The organism is Chryseobacterium sp. BGA-UO-ETr-SB22 (assembly GCF_059567885.1).
Genome location: NZ_JCAQOV010000005.1, coordinates 2,336,138 through 2,348,410, shown reverse-complemented (window position 1 = coordinate 2,348,410; position 12,273 = coordinate 2,336,138). Strand labels below are relative to the sequence as shown.

General features: G+C 37.1%; 12 protein-coding genes. 10 read left to right on the top strand and 2 right to left on the bottom strand.

The window, feature by feature from the left end:
* Positions 1–95: 95 nt before the first annotated feature.
* Positions 96–1,538: a contractile injection system tape measure protein gene (locus AC57AW_RS18000; RefSeq protein WP_496352977.1), complete on the bottom strand. Its 1,443-nt coding sequence runs from the start codon at positions 1,536–1,538 to the stop codon at positions 96–98.
* A 45-nt stretch (positions 1,539–1,583) separates the two neighbouring features.
* Complete coding sequence (locus AC57AW_RS17995; protein WP_318849160.1) at positions 1,584–1,904, bottom strand: hypothetical protein; 321 nt, start codon at positions 1,902–1,904, stop codon at positions 1,584–1,586.
* Between the two features lie 574 nt (positions 1,905–2,478).
* On the opposite strand from AC57AW_RS17995, the gene AC57AW_RS17990 reads away from it, so the two are divergent.
* From AC57AW_RS17990 to vgrG, 10 genes are all read left to right on the top strand, one after another.
* Positions 2,479–3,063, top strand: a complete 585-nt coding sequence (locus AC57AW_RS17990; protein WP_496352976.1) for a Pvc16 family protein — start codon at positions 2,479–2,481, stop codon at positions 3,061–3,063.
* Between the two features lie 47 nt (positions 3,064–3,110).
* Positions 3,111–4,829, top strand: a complete 1,719-nt coding sequence (locus AC57AW_RS17985) for a phage tail sheath family protein (protein WP_496352975.1) — start codon at positions 3,111–3,113, stop codon at positions 4,827–4,829.
* Between the two features lie 86 nt (positions 4,830–4,915).
* Entirely contained in the window at positions 4,916–6,640 is a 1,725-nt protein-coding gene (locus AC57AW_RS17980; protein WP_496352974.1) for a phage tail sheath family protein, read from the top strand.
* Between the two features lie 35 nt (positions 6,641–6,675).
* A complete protein-coding gene (locus tag AC57AW_RS17975; protein ID WP_047378138.1) occupies positions 6,676–7,107 on the top strand; it encodes a phage tail protein in 432 nt (143 codons plus the stop codon).
* Positions 7,108–7,130: 23 nt separating this feature from the next.
* Positions 7,131–8,504 carry a phage tail sheath family protein gene (locus AC57AW_RS17970; RefSeq protein WP_496352973.1) on the top strand — a complete coding sequence of 458 codons (1,374 nt, stop codon included), beginning with the start codon at positions 7,131–7,133 and terminating at the stop codon, positions 8,502–8,504.
* A gap of 34 nt (positions 8,505–8,538) precedes the next feature.
* Positions 8,539–8,970, top strand: a complete 432-nt coding sequence (locus AC57AW_RS17965) for a phage tail protein (RefSeq protein WP_047378138.1) — start codon at positions 8,539–8,541, stop codon at positions 8,968–8,970.
* Between the two features lie 2 nt (positions 8,971–8,972).
* On the top strand, positions 8,973–9,440 hold the full coding sequence (locus AC57AW_RS17960) for a phage tail protein (protein ID WP_318849155.1): 468 nt from the start codon (positions 8,973–8,975) through the stop codon (positions 9,438–9,440).
* Between the two features lie 202 nt (positions 9,441–9,642).
* Positions 9,643–9,804 (top strand): DUF5908 family protein, encoded by a 162-nt coding sequence (locus AC57AW_RS17955; RefSeq protein ID WP_318849154.1) that lies wholly within the window; start codon positions 9,643–9,645, stop codon positions 9,802–9,804.
* The gene (locus tag AC57AW_RS17950; RefSeq protein ID WP_496352972.1) at positions 9,804–10,523 is read left to right on the top strand and encodes a CIS tube protein; all 720 of its coding nucleotides are present in this window, start codon (positions 9,804–9,806) and stop codon (positions 10,521–10,523) included. Before AC57AW_RS17955 ends, AC57AW_RS17950 begins: the two co-directional genes overlap by 1 nt.
* Position 10,524: 1 nt before the next feature.
* A complete protein-coding gene (gene vgrG, locus AC57AW_RS17945; RefSeq protein WP_496352971.1) occupies positions 10,525–12,270 on the top strand; it encodes a type VI secretion system tip protein VgrG in 1,746 nt (581 codons plus the stop codon).
* Positions 12,271–12,273: the final 3 nt, after the last annotated feature.

Genomic DNA, 12,273 nt, shown 5'->3' with positions numbered 1-12,273 from the left:
GAATTAATAGGGTTGCAATGGGAGGATTGCTGATATAAAATCAGCAACTTTAGAGATTGGGAAAGTTTCAGAATATTAGAAAATATAACCTGTTATTACCAGTTTACAAATATGAATTTTTTCTGCCACGGGAGCTTGACAAGACCAATTCCCCATGAAAGCTTTTCAAGAAGAATATCTTGCGTTTTTCGTTCTACGGTAAGTGTGTAATCAGCGTCAGTAATAACTAATTTCCCCGGCCGTTGGAAAAACTCGTTCTGCAATAATGCAGCAGATGATTTTTTCATGGGAGCCCAGTTGTGCTGTACACTTTCTATTACATTTTTAGCTTGTGTTTTATGCTTACGTGAAAGTTTAATATGCCTGTTAATCGTTTGATGCATCGGAATATTACACAGGAATTTTTCAAAAATCATGTCGTACTCAGGAGCATTCGTTTTTCCGGTAGCGATAAAATGCAATAGATGGGCACACAATTCCGGATCCGTGAGTTGTTGAGTTTTGGGATCAATAAGTTCACAATGTTCAAACAGAGTCTTGAGAAATGGATGGATTAAAATAAGCCCTGCATTCTGAATATATTGCCCGCTGTCCTGGAGTACACTTTCCTGAATTATTTCATTTTTTTCCTGAATGGTTTCTATTACAGTTTTCGCATTTTCAGGTTGATCTGCTGTATTCGTTTTTAGGCTTTCTGAAATTTCGTTTTCTGTAATAAAAGGGAATATCTTGACTAGTGTTTTCCTGTTTTGATGATTGCTTTTTGTTGTTGATAAGCCAATCTGTTTTTTTGTTGAAATTTCTTGTAAAAGATACTCCCTGAGATGATTATTAGATGTATTTAAATGCTCCGATATCACATTAAAGACCAAACGCCATATCGCAATTCTATCTGTATGGTTCAGTTTCGATAGATGATGTATGGTATCGGTTTCCAGGTTGATGTTCAACTCCTTATTTTTCAAAATTGCCAGGCATAATTGTGCAATTTGTTCATTGGAAAGCTGATTGATAATCCGGTTTCGGACATTTTCTTTTGACAAAGCAGGTATAATACTTTTTTGAAAGTTTCCAACCGAAATTAGGCGGTCAAAAACCGTTGATTCCAAAATTGCCATACTATTGCTTTCCGAATTCCACCAAGGCATGGTTCCTTTTTCTAAAAAATAGATAAAAGCCCTGATCATTTTTTCCTGATCATCTACCAGATAGGTTTTAGTATCATTTTCTGTTTCCTGGCGGGAAGTTTCTATAAGCTTAGTCATTTCTGACAGTTCTTCTTTAAAAAGTTCAGCTATTTTATCTTTTAACTCAGTATTTAATGCACTGCTTTTGACATCCACATTTAATTCTAAACGAGGAATCTGTAGGGTATGACCGGCTAACTTATGTTCTAAAGTCTTGATTTGCTTTTCTATTTCCGGAAAAACATCAATAGACAAAAAGCTGTTAATATCATCTTTTATACTCAATGCTTTTTCTTTGTTGTTGACGGTGATTTCAACAAAAACTTTTTGAATGATATGATCTTGCTTCACATTAAATAGGTTTACATTATAGAATATCGGGAGTTGTCAGATGGTTTACTTTCGGTCGAACTCTCCACCCCAAAAACCGGCAGGGCAAAGACTTAATTTTGATCTCTGTTTGGCGCTCAATCTGCAGCCGCAGCCTCTGATAAATCCATCTTTTGGACCATCAACCACTTCCAGTGTATCCGGATTGAGCCATTTCATTGCGTTGCAGTTGTTGCCGTTTTTTAAAGGACACGCATTACAAATTTCTTCCCTTAAAGAGAAAATAGCTTCTTCGTTTTGATTGGCTGCACCCAGTTTTGAGCGTAATTCGTTAAAATGACCACCAATGATTTCATTGCGTTTGCTGAAAAGATTTTTAATATTCATATGATTAAAGTTTTTAAAATTATTGGGTCAAAATTAGAAAGAAGAAAAGCCATTTTGCGAATTATGAGGCTGCTCTATTCTGTCTTTGCAGTAAAAGACAAAATCATTTCCTGGTGATGCAGGGTTACAATTTTCAGAAATTGTTGGGTACAAAAAAATCTGATACTCTTAATCAGGAAAGCATATTGTTTTTTTGGAGAATTAATACTTCGGACAATCAATTTTAGTATTTGATTATTTACAATTCAGAAAATACAGGAGCAATAAAAATGACCATTTAATGAATGGACAATCTTATGTTGAAATACGATGCTTTTTAAAAGCAGAATAGCACTCAATTACCAGACTGAAATTTGGCCATAATTAGACAAGGGAAATCTATAGGCTAAAATTTAATTTTTCAATATTGTTTTTAATGTGCTTGTTTTCAGTGTTTTATTGGTGTTGTTTTCAGTTTTTTTTTATAAGAATGAAAATCCTATTTACTGCAAAGACTGTATTGAGACCCCAAAATATTTGTCTTTTGAGGGGGCGTGATTGTATGTTTGCACCATAATAATTAAGAACAGAAATTATGATTAATAAAGTATTAACAGTTTTAAAAAATCAGCTAAATGCTCCGGATGGTTTATGGGATCCTAATGTTCCTGGCGAAATTGAAATTGCTGTTGTTGATGACATCGCAAAACAGGATGAGAACGCTGAAGGAATTATTAACAAAGTAGTAATCAGTCTGCTCAATATTGAGGAAGAATCGACATTGAAAAACAGATCAAGGTATCAGCAAGTTGTGGTAGACAATAATCCAGTCCGATACGATAAAGAAAGTACTCCAGCTTATTTAAACTTATATGTAATGATTGCTGCCAACAGAAGTACATACAGCAAATCTTTATTAAGTATTTCAAAAGTTATTGAGGTATTTCAGGCAAAGAATGTTTTGGAGTACGTGGATCTGAAACCGGAAAATAACTTCAGTTTCAGAATTGAACTGCATTCCATTCCCTTTGAACAGCTAAGCTACGTCTGGGGATTATTAGGCGGAAAAGTAATGCCTTCTGCTTTATATAAAATCAGTGTGATAAAAATCGCCGCTAAGGATGTGCTCCCTGTTAAATTAATTAATGATGTTAATATACAAAGTATTAAAATTGATTAATCATAAAAGCAAAAACTAAAAACTAATAACCCTTTAAATTTTTAAACATGTTAAATCCAGCAACACCAGGTGTTTCTGTTGAAGAAATTACAAAACTTCCATACTCAGTTGCCTACATAGAAACAGCTATGCCAGCGTTTATTGGGTATACCGAATTACTCCCTGCAGGGTATAATGAGCCCTTCAGAATCAGTTCTCTTTTAGAATATGAACAGTATTTTGGAGCGGCAAAAGAGGAAAATATCCAGCTAAAAGATGTAGAAGGCCAGGGAGCAACTATTGTAGTACCTCAGGTACAGTTTTTAATGTACTACTCGCTGCAAATGTATTTTGCCAATGGCGGCGGACCGTGTTATATCATCTCCGTAGGGGATTATACCTCACCAGAAGTACAATTATCCTCATTGGAAGCAGGACTCAATAAAATTGATCATAAGAATATTAAAGAACCGATTCTTATTATTTTCCCTGATGCTGTTTCGTTAACCAATGAATCTGAGTTTTATAATATTTATAATCAGGCTATTGATAAAGCAAAAGATGAGACGAAGAACAGATTTGTTATACTGGATACTTATTATGGTAATTCTGTGACGAAATCAAACAATCTTACCACTATTGAAGCTTTTAGAAATAATATAAGCACAACCAATCATGGAGCAGCTTACTTCCCGCACTTAAAAACCATTTTGAACTATACTTTTGATGAAACTAAAACCCCTATAATACATACCGGTTTACAAAAGGCAGGACAAGACAGTACTCTTTTTTATGCAGGTGAGACCGCTGCGTTAGATGAATTAAAAAGTTTGGCAAGTGCTGAAATCTCAACCGGGTCTGCTGATGCTTACGTACTTGCTGATTTATTGGATCAGGCTATTGCGATAGCAGAAGAAGTGAATGACAATGCTGATGCAGGTGACAAAAAGAATGCTTTAACAGTTGCAGTTTCTGAAGCAAAGGTTGTTTTGGAAGCCATTTATGACGGAACAATAGATGATTTTATGATCCCTGATGATTCGGATGAAAACGCCCCTGATTTCACTGGAGAATTTACAGCATTAAAAACTGCAATTCTCGAGGTAGAAGATGAAAAAGGAGACGCAGACGGAATTACGCTTAAAAATTTAGAATCATCTAATTCTGCACTATATAATCAGGTAAAAAAAGAAATACAGTCATTAAAAGTTGTTTTACCACCATCATCAGCAATAGCAGGAGCATATGGTAGAATAGACAGTACAAGAGGGGTGTGGAAAGCTCCGGCAAATATCAATATCAGCCATGTTATTACTCCGACAGAGAAAATTTCCGATCAGGAACAGAATGCTTTAAACATAGATACTTTCGGAAAATCAATCAATGCAATCAGAATTTTTACAGGAAAAGGAACCTTAATCTGGGGAGCCAGAACCCTTGAAGGAAAAGATAAAAATAGTGAAGGGAAAGATAACGAATGGAAGTATGTACATGTACGTCGCTATCATAATATGATCAGACAAGCGATAACAGAAGCACTCGACAGGTTTATGAATGAGCCTAATATTCCCCACACATGGCTACGGGCAAAAACAATGTTGGAAAACTTTCTTAACCAGCAATGGATGGAAGGTGCATTGGCAGGTAGCACTCCGAAAGAAGCTTACGAAGTAACAGTTAAGGGAGTAGAAGGCACTACTATTATGAATGTAGATCTTAAAATAGCATTAGTGCGTCCTGCAGAGTTTATTGTGCTCAAGTTCTCACACAAATTGCAACAATTCTAAACCATAAAATCAATAAATCAATCACGAATAAATACCCGAAGTTCTTCTTCGGGGAATAATTAATATTAACGTAAAATTTTTTAAAAATGAATTACAAAACCCCTGGAGTTTACGTGGAGGAACAAGGAAAATTTCCGCCTTCCGTAGCGCAAGTTGAAACGGCTATCCCTGCTTTTATTGGATATACAGCGGATGGACCGAAAAATAAACCAACGAGAATTGCTTCGATGTTGGAGTATGAACAACTTTTTGGAAAAGCAAATCCGGAAATCTTCGCTGTAGCTTTCAAGGACGGTGTTGCCACAGCAATACAACCTAAAATAAGCGATTTTAAAATGTATTATGCTATGCAAATGTATTTTGCGAATGGCGGTGGGGCTTGTTATATTGTTTCGGTAGGAGGTTACAATGATGAGGTAACTGCTGGAACTTCTACAACAGAAGCCGGAACTTTATTATATGGTCTTGAATTACTAAAAAAAGAAGACGAACCGACTCTTATCGTTTTCCCGGATCTTCAAGGTTTGGTTGCCACTGCTGCTGAAGTTATTGCGGCAGATGATGCTTTTCAAGTTTCCATGGATAATAGGAATGTAGCTGTTGCTGCTGAAGCTGCTGCTAAAGCCGTTTCAAACGCTGTTGACGGTGCTAATGTAACTGCTGCTGTAGCTGCTGCCGTTGCTAAAGCTGCAGATTATGAAGTTACCAATCCTGGAAATCTTAGCGAAGTTGCTGCTGTTAAGGCTGCTCAGGATGTTGTAGCCGCTGTTAAGGTAGCCGCTGCTATTGCCAATGCTACTGTTGCTACTGTTAAAGCTGCTGCTAAAGTTGTTGCAGATGCTTATACTGAAGATCTTGCTACTATTAACATTATTTCTGGCTTTGCTTCTGAAAATGCCGATAATGTTTCTGATGCTAATATAGATTCTTTTATTACTGAGGCCTATTCTGTTTACAATAGTGCTTTGAATCAAGCAGAATCTATGAAAGACAGATTCGTTATCATGGATGTTCTTGGAAATGATACTATTTTCAGGAAAGAAGTAAAAGCTAAAGGTTTAAATTATGGAGCGGCTTACCATCCAAAATTAAAAACGGTTTTGAGCTATAATTTTAATGAAGCTAATGTTTTAGTTACAGGAGCAGCTGGTATTAAAAATTTAGTAGAATTGAAATTAAAAAATTCAGAATTATATAACCAGGCTAAAAAAGCAATCGAGTCTAAACAAGTGGTACTGGCTCCATCATCAGCAATTGCCGGAGTGTACGCCAAAGTAGACAGTACTGCCGGAGTATGGAAATCTCCAGCTAATTTAGGGCTTAGTCTGGTAGATGTACCTGCAGTAAAAATTTCCAATAAAGAACAGGATCTGCTTAATGTAGATGCTACATCAGGAAAATCAATCAATGCGATCAGAACTTTTGCCGGAAAAGGGACATTGGTTTGGGGCGCAAGAACATTGGACGGAAACAGTAACGAATGGAGATATGTATCTGTACGTAGATTCTTTAACATGGTAGAAGAATCTGTGAAGAAAGCTACAGAACGTTTTGTTTTTGAACCGAATACTGCCAATACTTGGACTCGTGTACAGGCAATGATCGAAAATTATCTTGACCAGCAGTGGAGAGACGGTGCATTGGCAGGAAGCAAGCCTGAAGAAGCTTATTACGTAAGCGTTGGTTTGCACAAAACAATGTCAGCTCAGGATATTTTAGAAGGAAGAATGAACATCGAGATCGGTATGGCAGCAGTACGTCCTGCTGAATTTATCGTACTCAATTTTTCACACAAATTACAGGAAGCATAAAATCAATTAAATAACAATAAAATTAAAAATAAATTATGAGTACATATCCATTAGTAAAGTTTGCCTTTGAAGTAGATTGGGGTGGAACAAAAGTAGGTTTTCAGGAAGTCAGCGGTTTAAATGTTGAAGCAGCTTTAATTGAATACAGACACGGTGCAAGTCCTGATTTCAGTAAGATTAAAATGCCTGGGATGAAAAGTTTCAGTAACATCACTTTAAAAAGAGGAACTTTCAAAACAGATAACGAATATTTCGACTGGTTCCAGAGTATTCAGCTAAGTACAGTAGAGCGCAGATCTATTACGATCTCTCTTTTAGATGAAACAGGAGCACCTGCAGTAACCTGGAAAGTGAAAAATGCATTCCCGCTTAAATTACAGTCAACAGATCTGAAAGCTGAAGGTAATGAGGTGGCTATCGAAACCTTAGAAATTGCACACGAAGGATTAACTATTGAAAATAACTAACATTAACTTTAAAATTTAAAAAAATGAATTACAAAACACCTGGAGTTTACGTAGAGGAAATTGCGAAATTCCCACCATCTGTAGCGCAAGTAGAAACAGCTATTCCTGCTTTCATCGGGCATACGGATAAAGGACCAAGAAATGAACCGACAAGAATCTCTTCTATGTTGGAGTACGAAACAATTTTCGGAGGAGCAAAAGATGAAAAAACAGCGTTTTCTGTTACGATTGAAGATACTGTTGTAACTGCAAAAGTAGACAACGCCAAATTAAGTCCTTACAAAATGTCTTATGCTATGCAAATGTATTTTGCTAATGGCGGCGGACCATGTTATATTGTTTCAGTAGCTGACTATGATAAATCTCCTGTATTAGGAACAGAAACAGTTGCTGGCGGTCTATGGTTCGGATTAAAATCATTGGAAAAAGAAGATGAGCCAACACTTATTGTTTTCCCGGATGCAGAAGTTTTAGGAGCAGATGCTTACAAATTATACAATAAAGCTTTGGATCAGGCAGAAGATTTGAAAGATAGATTCGTTATCATGGATGTTTTTGCTGATGCTGCTGCTTTCAGAGCCGGAGTAGATGCTGCAGGATTAAAATATGGAGCTGCCTATTATCCAAAATTAGAAACAGTGTTAAGCTATAGCTTTGATGATAAAGATGTTAAAATCGATAGCTATAAAGAAAAAAATATTTCTGGAGAACTTGTAGTTGTTTCAATGCCTGAAAATGGAAATAATCTAGCATGGCTGAAATCAAAAAGTTCAGCGCTGTATAACCAGGCGAAAAAGGAAATTGAATCTAAAAGAGTAGTATTGACTCCATCATCATCAATTGCCGGAATTTATGCCAAAGTAGACAGTACTTCAGGAGTATGGAAAGCACCAGCCAACTTAGCAATCAGCAACGTACTGGCACCTGTTGTAAAAATTTCCAATGAAGTGCAGGACGGTCTTAACGTAGATGCAGTAGCAGGAAAATCAATCAACGCGATCAGAACTTTTACAGGAAAAGGAACGTTAGTTTGGGGAGCAAGAACATTAGACGGAAACAGTAATGAATGGAGATATGTACCTGTACGTCGTTTCTTCAACATGGTAGAAGAATCTGTGAAGAAAGCGACAGAACGTTTCGTTTTTGAACCAAATACAGCCAATACATGGGTTCGTGTACAGGCAATGATCGAAAATTTCCTTGATCAGCAGTGGAGAGACGGTGCATTAGCCGGAAGCAAGCCTGAAGAAGCTTATTACGTAAGCGTAGGTTTACACAAAACAATGTCAGCTCAGGATATCTTAGAAGGAAGAATGATTATTGAAGTCGGTATGGCTGCAGTACGTCCGGCTGAATTTATCGTACTACGTTTTTCACACAAATTACAGGAAGCATAAGCTAAATTAAATAACAACTAAAAATAAATACATTATGAGTACATATCCATTAGTAAAGTTTGCCTTTGAAGTAGATTGGGGCGGAACAAAAGTAGGTTTTCAGGAAGTTAGCGGATTAAATGTTGAGGCAGCTTTAATTGAATACAGACATGGTGCAAGCCCTGATTTCAGTAAGATTAAAATGCCTGGGATGAAAAGTTTCAGTAACATCACTTTAAAAAGAGGAACTTTCAAAACAGATAACGAATATTTCGACTGGTTCCAGAGTATTCAGCTAAGTACAGTAGAGCGCAGATCTATTACGATCTCTCTTTTAGATGAAACAGGAGCACCTGCAGTAACCTGGAAAGTGAAAAATGCATTCCCGCTTAAATTACAATCAACAGACTTAAAAGCTGAAGGTAATGAGGTGGCTATTGAAACGCTGGAAATTGCACACGAAGGATTAACTATTGAAAATAACTAATCATGGCTCTTTTATATCCTCCAACCAGTTTCTCTTTTATTGTTAATGGGATCTCAACAACAGAGGGTATTGACTCCAGATTTCAATCTATATCCGGTTTATCAACAGAAATTGGGACTGAAGAATATGCTGAAGGTGGCGAAAATAGGTTTACCCATCAGCTTCCTTTGAGACCGAAATATCCTAATTTAGTTCTTAAGCGTGGGTTAATCGTAAGTTCCGGATTGATAAGCTGGTGCAGAAATGCGATGGAAAACTTCCAGTTTGAACCCAGAGACCTGATCATTACTCTTTCAGGAGGAATTCAGTCTACAGCACCTTTAATGGTTTGGAATGTAGTTGGAGCATACCCCGTAAGATGGGAAGTGTCAGAATTCAACGCAGAAGAAAGCAAACTTGCTATTGAAACAATAGAACTGAAATATAGATATTTCACAATACCCTCATCGTTAGCAAGCTTAGGCTTGTAATTTCTAAATCAAATCTAAGCACCTGAACGTGTGTTAGTTTAAAGATAAATTTTACCCAAATCTTTTTTCATAAAAAATAACAGATTGGTCTATAACAGAGACTGAACACACCCTTCATGTGCTTTGATTTTTAAAAATAAACATGTTAAATCATTGGTTATTAGTGTTTTGAATATTAATGATCGATTAAAAAACAAACGAAATGCCAATAGAAATAAAAGAGCTTCACATTAAAATAAATGTGGACGAAAAAGCAGCAGCTACAACAACTGCCGTATCGGTAGATGAAGCATTGCTCATGCGTGCCATCAGTGAAAGTGTAGAGCAGGCAGCAAAGATAGAACAACGTAAAAAAGAAAGATAATGAGAGGAGCAATTCAAAAACTGACTATCGGAACATACGAAAATTCTGATTATGACAAAAGAGTTCAGAGCGGTGCTTTTAAAGCTTTTATCAATCCCACAGGTTTTTCAATGACCTATAAAACGAAATATAATGCAGACCAGGCAGATGGTAATTCTAAACCTAATTTAGGATATACCTCATCAGCATCACCTGATTTACAATTAGAATTTCTATTTGATGGGACAGGAGTTACAGAAGCGAATTCCGGTATTAAACTGATCAATAAAATTAAAGGAAAATCATTTGCGAAAACAGCGGTAACAAAACAGATTAAAGATTTTTATAAGGCGACAGGTGAGCTCGAAGGCTCTATTCATAAACCCTATAATGTTATCCTTAATTGGGGAAGTTTTGAATTTAAAGGAGTGCTTTCTGAACTAACGATAGAATATAAGTTATTTGACAACGAAGGCCAGCCATTAAGAGCTATAGGAAAGGCAATATTCAGTGAATCAACAAGTCCGAAGCTTGCCAGTAAAATCGAAAAACTGGAATCACCGGATCTTACCCATAAAAGAACAGTACAAGCCGGCGATACACTGCCATTAATGACCGAAAGAATTTATGGAGATTCCAAATACTATCTGGAGGTAGCTAAAGTGAATAACCTTGTTAATTTCAGACAGTTAAAACCAGGTCAGGAATTATTCTTTCCGCCATTAGAAAAAGTTTCATAATATGAATAATAGCGGATACATACAAACAGCAAAAAATCCAGATTTAGTCACCCATAAGGTGATGTCTGGAGGAACAGAACTGCCGGGGAAATACGGGGTGAAAAGCATTGTCGTGGAAAAAGAAGTCAACAGAATTCCTTATGCACGCATTGTTATTTTAGACGGAAGTGTGCCGGAGCAGGATTTCAAGCTCAGTAATGAAGATCTGTTAATTCCTGGAAAAGAAATCGAGATTACCGCCGGATACCATTCCGAAGAAGAAACCATCTTTAAAGGAGTTGTGGTAAAGCACAACATAAAAATCAGAAACGGCTCTTCTTACCTCATCATAGAATGCAGAGATAAGGCTGTAAAAATGACCTTAGGAAGAAAAAGTAAGTACTTCTACGAAAGCACAGACAGTGATGTCATGGAAGAACTTATTAGTAATAACGGGCTTACGGCCGATGTGGAAGCTACTTCAAATTCACACAAGGAATTGGTGCAGTATCAGGCTTCTGATTGGGATTTTATGTTAACCAGAGCGCAGGCAAACGGCAAACTTTGTTTCGTTGAAGATGGAACTATTAAAATTACTAAACCTGATTTTAGCGCTGAAACTGTAGAAACAGTGGTTTACGGATCATCCGTCCATGAATTTGATGGAGAAATTGATGCCAGAGACCAATTCAGCAAAATTACCGCCAAAACATGGAGCTATACCGATCAGGAACTGACAGAAGTGGAAGCTCAGGATCCAGCAATAAAACTCAATGGAAACCTTTCATCAGGTGATTTGGCAGATGTCTTCGGAATTGAAGACCTGCAACTGAAGCATGGTGGAAATCTTACTCAAAGTGAGCTGCAGGAATGGAGTGATGCCAAAGCAACTTTCCAGCAACTAGCCAAAACAAGAGGAAGAGTACAATTCCAGGGAATCCCGGCTGTCAAACCAGGAGTTTCGTTAACCCTGCAAGGAGTAGGAAACCGATTCAACGGGAAAATATACGTAACCGGTGTCCGTCATGAAATCGCCGAAGGAAATTGGCTGGTAGATGCTCAATTCGGACTTTCTCCAACATGGTTCTCCGAAACTTATGATGTAAGTGAGAAGCCAGGTTCAGGAATTATGCCCGCCATAAGCGGATTGCATGTGGGAGTAGTATCACAACTGGAATCAGATCCGGACGGAGAAGACAGAATTCTGGTACAGATTCCCATCATTAATAATGAGGAAGAAGGAATCTGGGCACGTATTGCCACCCTTGATGCCGGTGAAAACAGAGGATCGTTCTTCAGACCTGAAATCGGAGATGAGGTTATCATCGGATTTATTAATGATGATCCCAATGATGCCGTTGTACTTGGAATGCTGAACAGCAGTGCCAAACCAGCGCCTATTGTAGCTTCTGACGATAATCACGAAAAAGGATTTGTTACCCGAAGCGAAATGAAAATGATCTTTAATGACGACAAAATTTCGTACACACTGGAAACACCAAAAGGTAAAAAAGTGATTGTAGACGAAGATGCAGATGTCATTACAATAAAAGATGAGCATTCTAATACACTTACCCTTAATAAAGACGGTATCAGTATGGAAAGCGGAAAAGATATCAAGATCAAAGCAAAAGGAGACATTAATATGGAAGGAACCAATATCAATGTAAAAGCAAGTGCTCAATTCAAAGCAGAAGGAAGTTCCGGTTCAGAGCTTAAATCAGGAGCCGTAACAGTAGTAAAAGGATCTCAAGTTAAAATTAATTAATAA

Bases quoted from the DNA above. Each gene is read 5' to 3' on its own strand.
- AC57AW_RS17995 (WP_318849160.1), bottom strand. From the start codon at position 1,904: ATGAATATTAAAAATCTTTTCAGCAAACGCAATGAAATCATTGGTGGT.
- AC57AW_RS17990 (WP_496352976.1), top strand. From the start codon at position 2,479: ATGATTAATAAAGTATTAACAGTTTTAAAAAATCAGCTAAATGCTCCG.
- AC57AW_RS17985 (WP_496352975.1), top strand. From the start codon at position 3,111: ATGTTAAATCCAGCAACACCAGGTGTTTCTGTTGAAGAAATTACAAAA.
- AC57AW_RS17980 (WP_496352974.1), top strand. From the start codon at position 4,916: ATGAATTACAAAACCCCTGGAGTTTACGTGGAGGAACAAGGAAAATTT.
- AC57AW_RS17975 (WP_047378138.1), top strand. From the start codon at position 6,676: ATGAGTACATATCCATTAGTAAAGTTTGCCTTTGAAGTAGATTGGGGT.
- AC57AW_RS17970 (WP_496352973.1), top strand. From the start codon at position 7,131: ATGAATTACAAAACACCTGGAGTTTACGTAGAGGAAATTGCGAAATTC.
- AC57AW_RS17965 (WP_047378138.1), top strand. From the start codon at position 8,539: ATGAGTACATATCCATTAGTAAAGTTTGCCTTTGAAGTAGATTGGGGC.
- AC57AW_RS17960 (WP_318849155.1), top strand. From the start codon at position 8,973: ATGGCTCTTTTATATCCTCCAACCAGTTTCTCTTTTATTGTTAATGGG.
- AC57AW_RS17955 (WP_318849154.1), top strand. From the start codon at position 9,643: ATGCCAATAGAAATAAAAGAGCTTCACATTAAAATAAATGTGGACGAA.
- AC57AW_RS17950 (WP_496352972.1), top strand. From the start codon at position 9,804: ATGAGAGGAGCAATTCAAAAACTGACTATCGGAACATACGAAAATTCT.
- vgrG (WP_496352971.1), top strand. From the start codon at position 10,525: ATGAATAATAGCGGATACATACAAACAGCAAAAAATCCAGATTTAGTC.